This is a genomic window from Rhodococcus sp. JS3073, assembly GCF_026810085.1.
In the GTDB taxonomy this organism is placed as follows: Bacteria; Actinomycetota; Actinomycetes; order Mycobacteriales; family Mycobacteriaceae; genus Rhodococcus_F; species Rhodococcus_F wratislaviensis.
Map to the genome: position 1 here is coordinate 4,157,698 of NZ_CP113951.1, position 15,220 is coordinate 4,172,917.

15 protein-coding genes and 1 tRNA gene are annotated in these 15,220 nt (G+C 68.2%); 9 read left to right on the plus strand and 7 right to left on the minus strand.

The features are described from left to right. Positions 1-11: 11 nt before the first annotated feature. The 4 genes from OYT95_RS18900 to OYT95_RS18915 all read right to left on the minus strand — a co-directional run bounded on the left by OYT95_RS18900 (position 12) and on the right by OYT95_RS18915 (position 1,938). A complete protein-coding gene (locus OYT95_RS18900; RefSeq protein WP_037235014.1) occupies positions 12-473 on the minus strand; it encodes an RDD family protein in 462 nt (153 codons plus the stop codon). Then, positions 470-1,123, minus strand: a complete 654-nt coding sequence (locus tag OYT95_RS18905; protein WP_128640503.1) for a hypothetical protein — start codon at positions 1,121-1,123, stop codon at positions 470-472. The genes OYT95_RS18900 and OYT95_RS18905 overlap by 4 nt, the downstream gene beginning before the upstream one ends. A gap of 54 nt (positions 1,124-1,177) precedes the next feature. After that, complete coding sequence (locus tag OYT95_RS18910) at positions 1,178-1,573, minus strand: DUF6292 family protein (RefSeq protein ID WP_037235010.1); 396 nt, start codon at positions 1,571-1,573, stop codon at positions 1,178-1,180. Positions 1,574-1,852: 279 nt separating this feature from the next. Then, a tRNA-Leu gene (locus OYT95_RS18915) sits at positions 1,853-1,938 on the minus strand. Positions 1,939-2,193: 255 nt separating this feature from the next. Here OYT95_RS18915 and OYT95_RS18920 point away from each other — a divergent pair. The 7 genes from OYT95_RS18920 to pknB all read left to right on the plus strand — a co-directional run bounded on the left by OYT95_RS18920 (position 2,194) and on the right by pknB (position 11,927). After that, positions 2,194-3,495: a DUF3662 and FHA domain-containing protein gene (locus OYT95_RS18920; protein ID WP_037235008.1), complete on the plus strand. Its 1,302-nt coding sequence runs from the start codon at positions 2,194-2,196 to the stop codon at positions 3,493-3,495. Between the two features lie 256 nt (positions 3,496-3,751). Beyond that, positions 3,752-4,216 carry an FHA domain-containing protein FhaB/FipA gene (locus OYT95_RS18925; RefSeq protein ID WP_005249074.1) on the plus strand — a complete coding sequence of 155 codons (465 nt, stop codon included), beginning with the start codon at positions 3,752-3,754 and terminating at the stop codon, positions 4,214-4,216. Next, entirely contained in the window at positions 4,213-5,682 is a 1,470-nt protein-coding gene (locus OYT95_RS18930; protein ID WP_037235006.1) for a PP2C family protein-serine/threonine phosphatase, read from the plus strand. The genes OYT95_RS18925 and OYT95_RS18930 overlap by 4 nt, the downstream gene beginning before the upstream one ends. Next, positions 5,682-7,136: an FtsW/RodA/SpoVE family cell cycle protein gene (locus OYT95_RS18935; protein WP_037235003.1), complete on the plus strand. Its 1,455-nt coding sequence runs from the start codon at positions 5,682-5,684 to the stop codon at positions 7,134-7,136. The genes OYT95_RS18930 and OYT95_RS18935 overlap by 1 nt, the downstream gene beginning before the upstream one ends. Beyond that, the gene (locus tag OYT95_RS18940; RefSeq protein ID WP_037235000.1) at positions 7,133-8,620 is read left to right on the plus strand and encodes a penicillin-binding transpeptidase domain-containing protein; all 1,488 of its coding nucleotides are present in this window, start codon (positions 7,133-7,135) and stop codon (positions 8,618-8,620) included. The genes OYT95_RS18935 and OYT95_RS18940 overlap by 4 nt, the downstream gene beginning before the upstream one ends. A 2-nt stretch (positions 8,621-8,622) precedes the next feature. Further along, complete coding sequence (locus tag OYT95_RS18945) at positions 8,623-10,011, plus strand: protein kinase domain-containing protein (RefSeq protein ID WP_112300314.1); 1,389 nt, start codon at positions 8,623-8,625, stop codon at positions 10,009-10,011. Beyond that, entirely contained in the window at positions 10,008-11,927 is a 1,920-nt protein-coding gene (pknB, locus tag OYT95_RS18950; RefSeq protein ID WP_037234994.1) for a Stk1 family PASTA domain-containing Ser/Thr kinase, read from the plus strand. The genes OYT95_RS18945 and pknB overlap by 4 nt, the downstream gene beginning before the upstream one ends. 60 nt (positions 11,928-11,987) lie before the next feature. Here pknB and OYT95_RS18955 read toward each other — a convergent pair whose 3' ends face one another. Further along, on the minus strand, positions 11,988-12,641 hold the full coding sequence (locus OYT95_RS18955) for an aminodeoxychorismate/anthranilate synthase component II (protein WP_268788672.1): 654 nt from the start codon (positions 12,639-12,641) through the stop codon (positions 11,988-11,990). A gap of 54 nt (positions 12,642-12,695) precedes the next feature. Continuing rightward, positions 12,696-13,397 (minus strand): DUF881 domain-containing protein, encoded by a 702-nt coding sequence (locus OYT95_RS18960; RefSeq protein ID WP_037234988.1) that lies wholly within the window; start codon positions 13,395-13,397, stop codon positions 12,696-12,698. 119 nt (positions 13,398-13,516) lie between these two features. Here OYT95_RS18960 and crgA point away from each other — a divergent pair, with 119 nt between their 5' ends. Continuing rightward, positions 13,517-13,780, plus strand: coding sequence for a cell division protein CrgA (gene crgA / locus OYT95_RS18965; protein WP_005249082.1), 264 nt, complete (start codon positions 13,517-13,519; stop codon positions 13,778-13,780). Positions 13,781-13,847: 67 nt separating this feature from the next. Then, complete coding sequence (locus OYT95_RS18970; RefSeq protein ID WP_081792442.1) at positions 13,848-14,306, plus strand: PH domain-containing protein; 459 nt, start codon at positions 13,848-13,850, stop codon at positions 14,304-14,306. Here the strand turns inward: OYT95_RS18970 and OYT95_RS18975 are convergent. Beyond that, positions 14,300-15,217 carry a rhomboid family intramembrane serine protease gene (locus tag OYT95_RS18975; protein WP_268788673.1) on the minus strand — a complete coding sequence of 306 codons (918 nt, stop codon included), beginning with the start codon at positions 15,215-15,217 and terminating at the stop codon, positions 14,300-14,302. The genes OYT95_RS18970 and OYT95_RS18975 overlap by 7 nt on opposite strands. Positions 15,218-15,220: the final 3 nt, after the last annotated feature.

Sequence of the window (15,220 nt, forward strand, 5' to 3'; positions counted from 1 at the left end):
TCGGCGCGGCGTCAGATCTCCGGCTCGCCGGCATGCAGATCCGGCTCCCAGTCGTAGACGACGGCGGTCCGCAGCAGAATGTCCTGCAGGGACCGGCGCCGGCTGTCGACAGCCGCCCAGAGCAGTCCGAACCCGAACATCACACACAGCACCGCCCGGAGAAGGGCGCGCAGCCAGCCGATCAGTTCACCGTTGCGGCTGACCACCCGCAGTCCCATCGTCACGGCACCGACGGTGCGGCCGCTCACCGCCCAGCACGCCGTCAGGTACAGCACCGACAGGACGATGAACATGGTCACCGACAGCACGGCATTGGCGTCGGGGAACGAGAACTCCTGTGGTGAGAACAGCAACCGCACGAACAGCACGCCCACGTAGATGCCGCCCATCACGGCCAGGACGACCGCCAGGTCGATGCCGGTGGCCAGACCCCGGGTGACGATCCCGGCCGCACGATGCGCCGGCGTGCTCATGCATCGTCCGGTTCGTGCCCGCGCCCGAAAAACTTGCCCACGAAACCGGCGACGGCGTCGTCGGCCTGCATGCCCTGGGTCCGCACCCCGCGGACCGCCTCGTTCGACATCGAGTCGGTCGACTCGCGGATGATGCGCGGCAGGTCGACGCCCTCGATCACGGTGTCGGCGAGCACCACCAGGTCGACACGCCCGATGACGGAATCCACGTCGACGCGGTCGACGATCGCATCCACGTCGACCCGGGCGGCGACGGCGTCGATATCCACACGATCGAGAATCAGCGGGATATTCACCCGGGCGGCGATCGCGTCCACGTCCACCCGGTCGATGATCCGCTGGATGTCGATGCCCTCGGCGACCACGTCCAGGTCGACGTGATCCCGCACGATCGCGGTGAGGTCCACCTCCTGAAGAGCGACCTGCACGACCCTCCGCAGCACCGCGTGCAGCACCCGATCCGCGAGTTCGTCGGCGCTGCGGAGTGTCTGGGTGCCGCGTTCCTCGAGGGTGACCAGCAGCGGGTCGACTCCGGGGAGGAGTCGCGCCGTGTCGACGCCGAATCCGATCACACGCTGCAATGCACCGCCGGCTGTCGCGGCGACGCCGGCCGCGAGACGCAGCGGATCAGGGGCTCTCCTGCCGTCCATACTCGATATCCAAGCCGGTCGACGGCGGGGACGCAGGGGTTCCCGATATCTGGGTCACCCGCGGGGTGCGCCGGGGCCGTGCACGATTCGTGGGGCGGGCTGTCCGGACGCCGGACGAGGCGCCCAGTCGGCAAGTTCGGTGAGCAACTCGGCGACCCGATCCGAGCAGTGCGCGGGGTCCGGTGCCGGTCCCAATCCGAGTCCCTCGACCACCAGCACATTCCCCTGGGTGAGTCCGTGGACTCCGAGCGACCACCCGAAGTGGCGGTTCCAGGCCAGAACGGCCTTCCGTCCGCGGTAGTAGGGAATCTCGCTGGACAGTGTCACGACCGCGTCGAACGCGGGGGTGCACCACCAGTCGACCGACAGGGCGCCCACCGTCGTCGCGACGGAACCGACATACTCACCGACATTCGCCGAGCTGGTGGCCCGGACCTGGCTGATGCTCATACACAACCCACTCTCGACGTTCGCAGAAACCCAGCGGAAGAAGCCGGACGGCAGGTTCACACTCGAGTCATTCGTCACGGACCGCCGGGAGGACGGGTTCGGGTCCGGAAGGGCTTGAGGTTCGCGACGAGGCTTCTACTCCATCGTCGGCCTGGGGCGGGGCGCCCGATAGCCACCCTGGGGTGGGGATGCATCACCCCCGCTCTTGCGGGGGAAACACAAAGGCCACGAACTCGTGGAGTTCGTGGCCTCGATGTCGCGATTCCGGAGAATCGCTGGTGGTGGGCGAAGGGGGACTTGAACCCCCACGTCCCGAAGGACACTGGCACCTGAAGCCAGCGCGTCTGCCATTCCGCCACTCGCCCGAGCGACCCGGAAACATTAACACGAGGTCGCCAGAAATTACGATTCGTACAGGTCAGGACCCGAAAAGGCCACAAAAACACCCGTCCAGGCAAAGACCGATATCATGCAATGGCGTAGACCCGCGTCGTGGCTCGAGGCAATGACAGTACCGTGGGATACACGCACGGCAGTGGCGCGACACGGACATGTCTCGTCACAGCCACCGCGCACCGAGGACAGAAGACCCGACAGCCAGGCACCGTGAGGAGGTTCCGATGGGGATAGTTCAACGTTTCGAGCGGAAGCTCCAGGGAGCCGTGGGTGACGCGTTCGCCCGGGTCTTCGGCGGCGGCGTCGTGCCACAGGAGGTGGAGGCCGCGCTTCAACAGGAAGCCTCCGACCGAATCCAGCAGTTGGACGGTGGGCACGTGCTCGCGCCGAACAGCTATGTCATCGCCATCAACAACTCGGACCACGAAGAACTTGCCGCCGACAGAGACTTGACGGTCAAGGCCTTCGCCCGACACCTCGAAGACTTCATTCGCGACCAGGGCTGGCAGACGTATGGTCCCATTCATGTCGCGTTCGAACCGTCGCCTTCACTGCACACCGGGCAGTTCCGCACCCGGGGTTCGGTGGATCCGGATGCCGGCCGCCCAGGTGCGGCCACGCCGGGGCGACCCGAACCGCCACGCGGTCCCGCACCGCGACCACAGGCACCGTTTGTACCCGTCACGTCGAACCCAGGAGCTGGCCCCATGACGCAGAACTCAGGCTACGACCCCAGCCGCGAACCAGCGGGCAACCGCAATCCCGACCCGCAGTACGCGCGCAACGGTCATGCCCATGCGGGTCAGGACCAGCGGTACCCGCAGGGCTACCAGAACGGTTACGACCGCGGCGGCTACCAGCAGGGCGGCTACGACCAGCAGCAGTACCCCGACGACCAGCGCGGCGGCTACCCCCAGGATGCCGCGTACGGCCAGGCTTACGACCAGGGCGCGCAGGCTCCCGGCTACGAGCAGCCCGCGGACGCCGGCTACGACTACCAGCAGGGCGGCTACCAGCAGGACTACCAGGGCGGTTACGACCAGCAGGCGGCTCCCGCGCGTTACCCGGACGGTTCCTACGCCGACGCGGGATACCAGCAGCCGCAGGGCTATGACCAGGGATACGACCGCGGCGGTTACCAGCAGGGCGGTTACGACCAGCAGGCATACGACCAGCAGGGCTACGCCGACTACGACCAGGGCGGTTACGGGCAGCAGGCCTACGCACCCGACGGTCACACGTTCACGGCGACGCTGCAGCTCGAGGACGGCAGCGGACGCCACTTCCAGTTGCGTGAGGGCAACAACATCATCGGCCGCGGCCAGGAGGCGCAGTTCCGCCTGCCCGACACCGGTGTGTCGCGCCGCCACATCGACATTCGCTGGGACGGACAGGTCGCGATGCTGTCCGACCTCGGCTCCACCAACGGAACCACCGTCAACGGTGCCCCCGTGCAGGACTGGCAGCTGGCCGACGGAGACATCATCCGGGCGGGTCATTCGGAGATCCTGGTCCGAATCCTCTGAGGCACCACCGAGTTAGGACTCCGAGTAGGTTCCGCCGATACCCGACCCCGAACTGCCTCACCGAGACCCAACCGAGACGGCTTCGATACTCGACCGACATCGCGTCGGAGCCCGTGTCGGACGTAACACGGTGGGGACTCCGTATCGTTGTGGGCTGTCCGTATCCTGATCCCAGGGTGCGGGTTGCCCATATGATGCTGCCAGAAAAAGACGCTGGAACCTCGAACGTTCCCGCCACAGAAGGAGGTGGACTGCCGTGCAAGGTTTGATTCTGCAACTCACACGAGCAGGTTTCCTGCTTCTGCTGTGGCTTTTCGTGTGGACCGTTCTGCGGGCGTTGCGCGGCGACATCTACGCGGGATCCGGCGTCCGTGTGCCGCCCCGGTATTCGCGCAGCGGCAACGTGCTGCCGTCGCTGGGGAAGACCAAGACGGCCAAGTATCTGGTGGTGACGCAGGGCGGCCTCGCCGGCACGCGCATCACTCTCGGCACCCAGCCCGTCCTCATCGGACGGGCCGACGACTCCACCCTCGTTCTCACCGACGACTACGCCTCCACCCGCCACGCTCGGCTCTCCCCGCGAGGCGCCGACTGGTACGTCGAAGACCTCGGCTCGACCAACGGCACGTACCTGGATCGCGCCAAGGTCACCACATCTGTCCGCGTGCCGCTCGGTACCCCCGTACGGGTCGGCAAAACGGTAATCGAGTTGCGCCCGTGACCCTCGTACTCCGCTATGCCGCCCGCAGCGACCGTGGCCTTGTCCGTTCCAACAACGAAGATTCCGTGTATGCCGGTGCCCGCCTGCTGGCGCTCGCGGACGGCATGGGCGGTCACGCGGCCGGTGAGGTCGCGTCGCAGTTGATGATCGCGGCCCTCGCGCATCTCGACGACGACGAGCCCGGCGAAGATCTGCTCGGCAAGCTCGAGGCCGCCACCCGGGAGGGCAACGACTCCATCGCCGACCACGTCGAGGAGGACCCCGAACTCGACGGCATGGGCACCACGCTCACCGCAATCCTGTTCTCCGGCAACAAGCTCGGGCTGGTCCACATCGGTGACTCCCGCGCCTACCTGCTCCGCGACGATTCCCTCGCACAGATCACCCGGGACGACACGTTCGTGCAGTCCCTCGTCGACGAGGGGCGAATCACCGCCGAGCAGGCGCACACCCACCCGCAGCGGTCGCTCATCATGCGCGCCCTCACCGGCAACGAGATCGAGCCGACGCTGACGGTTCGCGAGGCGCGCGCAGGCGACCGCTATCTGCTGTGCTCCGACGGACTGTCGGACGTGGTCAGCGACGAGACCATCGAGAACACGATGCGTGAGGGCTCGCAGGACGAGTGCGCCGACCGGTTGATCGAACTCGCCCTGCGCAGCGGCGGCCCGGACAACGTGACGGTCGTCGTCGCGGACGTCATCGACCTCGACTACGGGCAGAGCCACCCCATCGTCGCCGGTGCCGCCTCCGCCGACGACGAAGAGGACACACCGCCGCCCAACACGGCTGCGGGGCGCGCCGCCGCGATGCGTCCGCCGCGGGCCACCCCGAAGCGGGTCGTCCCGCAGGTCGAGGAACCGCCGACGAAGAAGAAGCGTCACCGCATGTGGTGGGCTGCGCTCGCGCTCGGTCTGATCGTCGTGGTCGCCGTCGCTGCCTTCGTGGGGCGGGCTCTGGTCCGGAACAACTACTACGTCGGCGCCGACGGCGAACGCGTCACCGTGCTGCGCGGAGTTCCCGGTTCGGTGCTGGGTTACTCCCTGCAGGAAGCGAATCTCGTCGGCTGTGTCAGCGATGCCGGCGACCTGACGTTGATGTCGCCGACCGAGTCACCGAACGGGTGCACCATCCTCGAGGTCGACGACCTCCAGCCGTCGGCCCGCGAGCAGGTACGTGCCGGGCTCCCCTCGGGCAAGCTCGACGACGTCCGCAACCAGATGACGCGCCTCGCCCAGAACGATCTGCTTCCGGTCTGCGAGTCGGAGTCGTCCACCACCACGACGACCACCCCGGCTCCGACCCCGGCCCCCGTCCCGGAGACCACGCCGCCGCCCGCGCCTGCACCTGTGCCCCCGGCCGAGGTACCGCCGGTTCCGGCGCCGACCACACCCCCGACTCCGACCGCCACCCCGGCGCCGACCGTGACCCAGGTTCCCGGTCAGAACTGCAGGACGGCTAGCTGATGTCGGTCGCAAGTGCATCACCGGGGGCTCAGTTTCCCAGTCCCCCCGGCGGGTTCGCGCCAGCCCCCGTCCAGTCGACGCGCCGGGGCACCGAGCTGATCCTGATCGGTTTCGCGATCCTGATCACGACGATCTCGCTGGTCCTGGTCGAGGCCAGCCAGGAACAGAGCATCACCTGGGACCTCGCCAAGTACGCCGCCGCCTACTCGGCGCTGTTTCTGATCGCGCATCTCGCGGTGCGCCGGTTCGCGCCGTACGCCGACCCGCTGATCCTGCCGATCGTCGCGCTGCTCAACGGCCTCGGACTGGTGTTGATCCACCGACTCGACCTCGCCGACGCACAGTCCGCCGCCTACTTCGGGCTGCCCGTCCCGTCGCCGGACGCCAACCAGCAGGTGCTGTGGACGACGCTGGCCATCGCCGGTTTCGTGGGCGTGCTGGTGCTGCTCAAGGACTACCGCCTCCTGGCCCGCTACAGCTACACGCTGGGCCTCGCCGGACTGGTGTTCCTCGCCATCCCGGCGATCCTGCCGTCCAGCTTCTCCGAGGTGAACGGCGCGAAGATCTGGATCCGCCTCCCCGGCTTCAGCATTCAGCCCGGCGAGTTCGCGAAGATCCTCCTGATCATCTTCTTCGCGTCGGTGCTGGTCGCGAAGCGCGATCTCTTCACGACCGCAGGCAAGCACGTGTTCGGCATCGACCTCCCGCGCGCCCGCGACCTCGGGCCCATCCTCGTCGCGTGGATGGTGTCGGTGGGTGTGCTCGTGCTGGAGAAGGACCTCGGCACGTCGCTGCTGCTGTTCAGCACCGTGCTGGTGATGCTCTACATCGCCACCGAACGCGTCGGGTGGCTGCTGATCGGTGCCGGACTGCTCGGAATCGGCTTCTTCTTCGCCTACCAGCTGTTCGGCCACGTCCGGGTCCGGGTCAGCACCTGGCTCGACCCGCTGGCCGACTACAACAACACCGGTTACCAGATCTCGCAGTCGCTGTTCGGGCTCGCGACCGGTGGTGTCGCCGGTACGGGACTCGGCAGCGGACGACCCGCTCAGGTGCCGTTCGCGAAGACCGACTTCATCGTCGCCACCATCGGCGAGGAGCTCGGTCTCATCGGACTCGCCGCCGTCCTGATGCTGTTCCTGATCCTCGTCATCCGCGGTCTGCGCACCGCGCTGGCCGTCCGGGACAGCTTCGGCAAGCTCCTCGCGGCCGGTCTGTCGTTCACGATCGCGGTGCAGGTGTTCGTGGTGGTCGGCGGCGTCACCAAGCTGATCCCGCTCACCGGTCTGACGACGCCGTTCATGTCGTACGGTGGGTCGTCGCTGCTCGCCAACTATCTCCTCCTCGCGATCCTGATCAAGATCTCCGACGCAGCGCGTGAGCCGGCGGTCCCGAAGAAGAAGGGCCCCGCACCCATCGCCGACGCCCCGACCGAGATGGTGCCGCGCTCATGAACACACCGCTGCGTCGCGTCGCGATCGCCGTCATGGTGATGGTGGTCGCCCTCCTCGCCAACGCCACCTACGTCCAGGTCATCAAGGCGGACAACCTGCGGGCCGATCCGCGGAACTCGCGCGTGCTGCTCGACGAGTACTCGCGTCAGCGCGGCCAGATCTCGGCGGCAGGCCAGGTGCTCGCGGCGTCCGTCCCGACCGACGACCGCTACAAGTACCTGCGCACCTACCCGCCGAACCCGGCGGCGCCGTCCAGCCCGTTGGCCAACGCACCGGTCACCGGTTTCTACTCGATGCAGTACGGCAGCACCGGTCTCGAGCGGACCGAGGACCCGGTCCTCAACGGTTCCGACAACCGGCTGTTCGGACGTCGCTTCTTCGACCTCGTGTCCGGCCGCGACCCGCGCGGCGGCAACGTGGTGACCACCATCAACCCGGTCATGCAGCAGGTGGCGTACGACGAGCTGACGGCGAAGGGCTACACCGGTTCGGTCGTGGCGATCGAGCCGAGCACCGGACGCATCCTCACGATGGTCAGCACCCCGAGCTACGACCCCAATTCGCTCGCCAGCCACGACGGCACCGAGACCACCCAGGCGTGGGAGGCCCTCAACGCCGACCCGGAGAAGCCGCTGATCAACCGCGCGGTGTCGCAGACGTACCCACCCGGCTCCACGTTCAAGGTGGTGGTGACCGCTGCCGCGCTCGCCGCCGGAACCACCCCCGACACCCAGCTGACCGCGGCCCCGCAGATCACCCTTCCCGGCACGTCGACGACGCTCGAGAACTACAACGGCTCCACGTGCGGCGGCGCACCCACCGCGTCGCTGCGTGAGGCGTTCGCGCGGTCCTGCAACACGGCGTTCGTCGAACTCGGTGTGAAGACCGGCACCGACGCCGTCAGCGACCAGTCCAGTGCGCTCGGCATCGGCGGGCAGATGCCCGGCGTCCCGTTCCCCGTCGCGGACAGCACGATCGGGTCGATCCCCGACGACGCCGCACTCGGCCAGAGCAGCATCGGCCAGCGTGACGTCGCGCTCACTCCGCTGCAGAACGCGATGATCGCGGCTACCGTCGCCAACGGTGGCGTACGGATGCAACCGCAACTGGTGTCCGAACTGCAGGGGCCGGACCTGTCCAACCTCGCGACCACCAACCCGGTGTCCGAAGGCCAGGCGATGTCGTCCCAGGTGGCGGCCACCCTGACCGACCTGATGATCGGTTCCGAGAACAACACCAGCGGCGAAGGCAAGATCCCGGGCGTCCAGATCGCGTCCAAGACGGGCACCGCCGAGCACGGGACCGACCCTCGGAACACCCCGCCCCACGCCTGGTACATCGGATTCGCACCCGCCCAGAACCCGACCGTGGCCATCGCGGTCATCGTCGAGGACGGCGGAGATCGTGCACTGGCCGCAACCGGCGGCTCGGTGGCTGCACCTATCGGCCGTGCCGTCATCGCAGCCGGACTACAAGGGGGCTGATTGTGGCACTGAACAACGGCGCGCTGATCGCCAATCGATACCGCCTGATCCGGCTCATCGCCACGGGCGGAATGGGACAGGTCTGGGAAGCGACGGACAACCGGCTCAACCGTCGTGTCGCGGTGAAGGTGCTGAAGTCCGAGTTCTCGTCCGACCCGGAGTTCGTCGAACGTTTCCGCTTCGAGGCGCGCACCACCGCGCAGCTGAACCATTCCGGCATCGCCGGAATCTACGACTACGGCGAGGTCCGCGACGCCACCGGCGATTCCACCGCCTACCTGGTGATGGAACTCGTCAACGGTGAGCCGCTCAACGCCGTCCTCGCGCGGGTGGGCCGTCTCGCGGTGCCGCACGCCCTGGACATGCTCGAGCAGACCGGCCGGGCGCTGCAGGTGGCGCACGACGCCGGAGTCGTGCACCGCGACGTGAAGCCGGGCAACATCCTGATCACCCCCACCGGTCAGGTGAAGATCACCGACTTCGGCATCGCGAAGGCCGTGGAGAACTCGCCCATCACGCGCACCGGCATGGTGATGGGCACCGCGCAGTACATCGCCCCCGAGCAGGCGCTCGGACAGGACGCGACCGCGGCGAGCGACGTGTACTCCCTCGGCATCGTCGGCTACGAGGCGCTGTCGGGACGGCGTCCGTTCGTCGGCGACGGCGCGATCACGGTCGCGATGAAGCACGTGCAGGAGGCGCCGGCACCGTTGCCGAGCGACCTGCCGCCGAACATCCGCGAACTCATCGACATCACCATCGCGAAGGATCCGAGCACCCGCTACGCCAGTGGCGGAGAGTTCGCCGACGCGGTCGCGGCGGTCCGGGCGGGCAGGCGTCCCCCGCCGCCCGGCGTGTCGGGCACCGGGGCCGCCCGGGTTCTGCCCCCGCCGATGACCGGGGCAACCCAGATGATGCCGCCTTCCCAGACCGCGTACGCGGGACCGGTCACGGGGCAGGTGCCGCCGGACGACTCGAACGGTGACGGCAAGAAGGGCGGGCTGACCAGCGGCCAGAAGGCCGTGGCCTGGGGTGCGGGTGGCCTGCTCCTGCTGGCGGCGATCATCGCGCTCGCGCTCGTCCTGTTCGACGGGGGTGACACGAAGGAACCGACGTCGCCGGCGGTGACCTCGTCGCTGCGGACGATCACGACGACACCGCGGCCGACGACGACCACGACGACCGAGGAACAGACGACCACCACCGAGCCGCCGACATATACGACCACCACCACCGAGCCGCCGACCACGACGACGACCGCCCCGACCACCACGACGACGACAGAGCCGACGACGACTACCACCACCACGACCGCCCCGACCACCACGACGACGACCACGACGACCACGTCGGAGGAGTCAGCTACTCCGACCCCACAAGGACTGCCATGACGACACCGCGCAACCTCTCCTCACGCTACGAGCTGGGTGAGATTCTCGGCTTCGGTGGCATGTCCGAGGTCCACCTCGCCCGTGACGTCCGGCTCAGCCGTGATGTCGCGATCAAGGTCCTGCGCGCCGACCTGGCCCGCGACCCCACGTTCTACCTGCGGTTCCGCCGCGAGGCGCAGAACGCGGCGGCGCTGAACCATCCGGCGATCGTGGCCGTCTACGACACCGGCGAGGCGGAAACCGACGCGGGACCGCTGCCGTACATCGTGATGGAGTACGTCGATGGTGACACGTTGCGGGACATCGTGCGCAGCGAGGGCCCGATGGCACCGCGCCGCGCGATGGAAGTCATCTCGGACGTGTGCGCGGCGCTCGACTTCAGCCACCGCAACGGCATCGTGCACCGCGACGTGAAGCCCGCCAACGTGATGATCAACCGTGCGGGCGCGGTCAAGGTGATGGACTTCGGCATCGCGCGAGCGATCTCCGACGCGTCCAGCCCCATGACGCAGACAGCCGCCGTGATCGGCACCGCCCAGTACCTGTCGCCCGAGCAGGCCCGCGGTGAGCAGGTCGACGCCCGCTCCGACGTGTACTCGCTCGGGTGCGTGCTGTTCGAGATCCTCACCGGCGAACCCCCGTTCAAGGGTGACTCCCCGGTCGCGGTCGCGTATCAGCACGTGCGGGAGGACCCGCAGACACCGTCCGCGGTCAACCCGGACATTCCGCGCGAGCTCGACTCGGTGATCCTCAAAGCGATGAGCAAGAACCCCGCCAACCGCTACCAGACCGCCGCGGACATGCGCAGCGACCTGGTCCGGGTGCTCGGCGGGCAGCGCCCCAGCGCGCCGATGGTCATGAGCGACGAGGACCGCACCACGATCCTCGGTGCCGTCGACTCCGGCGCGGGAAACTACCGGCGCCCGCAGTCACCCACCCCGGCCACCGCGTCGAAGACGGACGGCGGTGAGCCCGACAAGAAGAAGAACCCGATGCGGGTGGCGCTGATGGCGCTGGGCGCGCTTATCGTCGTCGGCATCGTCGGCGCGTTCCTGTGGTCCGTGGGACCGGGCTCGAAGGCCGATCAGGTGACCATGCCGGACGTCACGAACCAGGCCGCGGACGACGCCGAGACGACACTGCAGAACCTGGGTTTCCGCGTCGCCCGGCAGCAGAAACCGGACGCCGTCGTGGCGACCGGCAACGTCATCACCACCCGGCCCGTCGGCGGGGTGCAGGTGGACGAGGGCAGCACGATCACCCTCGAGGTGTCGTCGGGCCCCGAACAGGTGAAGGTCCCGCGGCTCGCCGGCCTCACCCAGCAGGAAGCGCAGCAGGAGCTGAACGCGGTCGGACTACGGCTCGACACCGCCGTCGCCCGCGCGCCGTCCGACGTGTCCGACGTCGACAAGGTGATCGAGCAGAACCCGTCCTCCGGGGCGAGCATCTCCCTCGATTCCGAGGTCGCCGTCACGCTGGGCACCGGGCCGGAGCAGATTCGCATCCCGGACGTGACCGGCCAGAAGGTCGAGGTCGCGCAAGCGAACATCGAGGGTGCCGGCTTCAAGGTGCAGATCCAGAACATCGATTCCGGTGTGCCGAAGGGTCAGGTCGTCTCCACCGACCCCGTCGGCGGCTCCTCCGCCGCCAAGGGCGACACGATCCAGATCCGGGTGTCGAACGGCAACAACATCGAGATGCCCGACCTGACGGGCAAGACGGTGTCGCAGGCGCTCGCCGAGCTGCGCAGCGCCGGCTGGAGCGGGTCGTCGGCCTCGCTGAATCAGACGCAGACGTCCACCCTGGACCCGGAGATGGTCGGCAAGATCATCAGCCAGGAACAGCCGCCGGGATCGGAGATCACCAAGAACGGTGTCGTCTCGGTCGGTGTCGGCGCGCTGGGCATCCCGCGGTAGGCGGCTCCGCCGCCTGTGAGTGGTCGAGGAGTCTCTGGACTCGTCAACCACTCACGGGTGCTACGCGCCCAATGCCTGCGCGACCTCGGCCTCGAGGGTGGCGACGAGGGATTCCTTCGGGGCCTCGCCGCAGACGGTGAGCCAGTTGGCGAGCATGCGGTGCCCACCCTCGGTGAGCACGGACTCCGGGTGGAACTGAACGCCGTGGATCGGGAGCTCCCGGTGCCGCATCGCCATGACGATGCCGCTGTCGGTGTGGGCGGTGACCTCGAGTTCGTCCGGGATGGTGTCTTCCAGGACGGTCAGCGAGTGGTAGCGGGTGGCGGTGAACGGGTCGGGCAGACCCGCGAGAACACCCTGGCCGGTGTGGTGGACGACGCTGGTCTTGCCGTGCAGGAGTTCGGGTGCCCGGTCGACGGTGGCGCCGAAGGCGGCCCCGATCGCCTGATGACCGAGGCACACCCCGAGAAGCGGTGTCCTGGCGGCGGCGCACGCCGTGACCAGGTCCATCGTCGCACCGGCGCGCTGCGGTGTGCCGGGGCCGGGGCTCAGCAGAATGCCGTCGAACTCGGCCGCTGCCGCCGCGACGGCGTCGGGTCCCGTGAGGTTCGGATCGTCGTTGCGCCAGACCACGGCCCGGGTTCCCAGCTGTCCGAGGTACTGGACCAGGTTGAACACGAAGCTGTCGTAGTTGTCGACGACGAGAATCCTCATGGAAGCAGGGTATTCTGCCCGCTTCCCGCTCTGCACGGCCGGGGACCGTTCAGGTCAGTGCCCCGCGTATCCGGGCACGGTCAACTGGCCGGACGCCGCCTCCGAGTAGCCGAGACCGAACCGCGACGCGTACTGCTTGAACACCCGGATTCCGGGTTCGTTGGCGAGCGCCGCCTCCAGCCGCGCGGGATCCCCGATCGCCGACATCACGTACGGCGGGCTGTAGGTGCGGCCGTGCAGCAGCAGGGTGTTGCCGATGCAGCGCGGCGCCGACGTGTTCACGATTCGCTGGTCCTGCATGCTGATCGCCTCGGCACCGCCCACCCACAGCGCGTTCAGCACACTCTGGACGTCCTGCTGATGGACGACGAGATCGTCCGGCGACGCGTCGACGGGGTATTTGCCGTCCGCGTCGCGGGGGGCGTCGGTGAGCGTGACGGTGACTCCGGGACCGGTCATCGGTGTGAGTCCGGCATCCGTGGCGAGCGCCTTGGAGTCGGCGAGCGCCTGCGCGACACCGCTGTCGGACGCCGCAGCGTCCTGCTGCAGCGACTCGACCTGCGCCGCCAGCCGATCACGGGTCTCGGCCACCTGGTCGGTCTCGGATTGCGCGTTGCGCACGAGGTCGGACAGCCGGGTGGAATCGCCGGCGCGGATCTCGTTGCCGTGCGACACCTGACGGGTGGTGGCCACCAGCAGACCGGCCACGAGACACACCACCAGCACCGCGATCCGCCAGAAGATCGACCTGGTCACCGGTGTTTCCGTCCCCTCGTCCTCGCCGCGCGAATCGCGGCTACGTTAGCGTGTACACACGCAGGTATTTCCGAATCTACCTGCCCACATTCCCGTAGAGCCGCACGAACGAGGACGTCATGCCGAAGTCGAAGGTCCGAAAGAAGACCGATTACACGATCAACCCTGCGAGCCGCACCCCGGTGAAGGTGAAGGCCGGCCCCTCGAGCACCCTGTACGTCTCGGTGATGCTCGGGTTCATGCTGGTCGGCCTGGTGTGGCTGCTCGTCTACTACCTGGCCGCCGACCAGCTCGAGTGGATGAACAACCTCGGTGCCTACAACTTCCTCATCGGATTCGGCTTCATGGTGGTCGGTCTGATCATGACGATGCGCTGGCGTTGACGGTCACAATTACACCCATGTCATTCATCCCCAATGTGGACAACCCCTGTGGATAGCCGCAGGTCGAGTGCTGATGTCTGCTGACGAGGCACCGTTGGAGTGGTCGACGCCCCTCGGCGCGGTGATCGCGCTCGCTGCGGGCGGACTCGCGCTGGGGGTCGCGGGACTCGCCGTGTCGACCGAGCCGGCCGGCCGTGTCCTCGTGTGCGTCGCCGCCCTCGGACTGCTGCTGACCGCCGCGTCGGCGCTCCGGCAACGCCCGCGCCTCGCCGTCGACAAGGAGGGCGGCGGGATCGTGGTGAACCGGCTGACCGGCCGCCACGGGTATGCCCGCTCGGAGATCGACCGCGCGCGGCTCGTGCGCTATCCCCGGCTGGGCCGCCGGGTACCGATGCTCGAGATCGACGTGCGCACCGAGGACGGCACCGAACGCCTCCTGATCTTCGGCCGCTGGGATCTCGGCACCAATCCGGAGGACGTGTTCGATGCCCTCGCGGTGCATCGTCTGGTGGGCCGGGGTCAGTAACCGAAGCTCGCGCGCAGCTGCAGCGTGCGGACGGCGATGACGGCCAGTGGCACCAGCACCACGACGCCGAGGCAGACCCAGCCGACGGTGACGGCCTTCTCCCGGTTGTTCCCGACGCCCAGCAGTTGGGGCCCGTAGAGGATTCCTGCGGTGGCCGCGGCTCCGGCGACCAGGCCGCCGAGATGCCCCCACAGTGAGATGCCGGGGATCGTGATGCTGATGATCACGTTGATGGCGATCACCGAGATCACCGGTGCGGGGCTTCGTCGCAGACGCAGGAGGATGACGGCCTGAGCGCCCATCAGGCCGAAGACGGCGCCCGACGCACCTGCGGTGACCGCGCCGAGTTGGAACAGCATCACCGCGGCGGAACCGCCGAGCAGCGACGCGAAGTACACGCAGGCGTAGCGGGCACGCCCGAGGACCAGTTCGGTGTCGCGGCCGATCACCCACAGCGCGAACATGTTGACGGCCAGGTGAATGATGCCGAAGTGGAGGAATCCGCTGCCGAGCACGCGGACGATCTGCCCGTCCACGACGGCGGGTGGGAACAGAGCCCAGTCCGCGAAGAGCTTCGATCCGGCCTGGTTCTGCATGATGCTGCGGGATTGCGCCGCGGTGATCAGGAAGATGCCGACGTTCGCGGCCATCAGGATGTACGTCACGAGCGGTGTCGCACGCTGCGTGGTGACGGCGCCGGCGACGTTGCGGACCGGCCGGACATCACGCTGCCCGGCGGCGACGCAGTCGACACACTGGTAGCCGACGGCCGCTTCGCGCAGGCATTCGGGGCAGGCGGGACGACCGCACCGATTGCACGACAGTGCAGTGGGGCGATCGGGGTGGCGGACGCACCGCGGCTGGGGCGGAGTGCCCTCGTTCGCGGCACCGCCCCAGCCGGGGTTGGTCATGTG

What these genes read in the sequence shown, in the direction of transcription:
- OYT95_RS18900 (WP_037235014.1), bottom strand. Translation starts at nt 473, where the DNA reads ATGAGCACGCCGGCGCATCGTGCGGCCGGGATCGTCACCCGGGGTCTG.
- OYT95_RS18905 (WP_128640503.1), bottom strand. Translation starts at nt 1,123, where the DNA reads ATGGACGGCAGGAGAGCCCCTGATCCGCTGCGTCTCGCGGCCGGCGTC.
- OYT95_RS18910 (WP_037235010.1), bottom strand. Translation starts at nt 1,573, where the DNA reads ATGAGCATCAGCCAGGTCCGGGCCACCAGCTCGGCGAATGTCGGTGAG.
- OYT95_RS18920 (WP_037235008.1), top strand. Translation starts at nt 2,194, where the DNA reads ATGGGGATAGTTCAACGTTTCGAGCGGAAGCTCCAGGGAGCCGTGGGT.
- OYT95_RS18935 (WP_037235003.1), top strand. Translation starts at nt 5,682, where the DNA reads ATGTCGGTCGCAAGTGCATCACCGGGGGCTCAGTTTCCCAGTCCCCCC.
- OYT95_RS18940 (WP_037235000.1), top strand. Translation starts at nt 7,133, where the DNA reads ATGAACACACCGCTGCGTCGCGTCGCGATCGCCGTCATGGTGATGGTG.
- pknB (WP_037234994.1), top strand. Translation starts at nt 10,008, where the DNA reads ATGACGACACCGCGCAACCTCTCCTCACGCTACGAGCTGGGTGAGATT.
- OYT95_RS18955 (WP_268788672.1), bottom strand. Translation starts at nt 12,641, where the DNA reads ATGAGGATTCTCGTCGTCGACAACTACGACAGCTTCGTGTTCAACCTG.
- crgA (WP_005249082.1), top strand. Translation starts at nt 13,517, where the DNA reads ATGCCGAAGTCGAAGGTCCGAAAGAAGACCGATTACACGATCAACCCT.
- OYT95_RS18975 (WP_268788673.1), bottom strand. Translation starts at nt 15,217, where the DNA reads ATGACCAACCCCGGCTGGGGCGGTGCCGCGAACGAGGGCACTCCGCCC.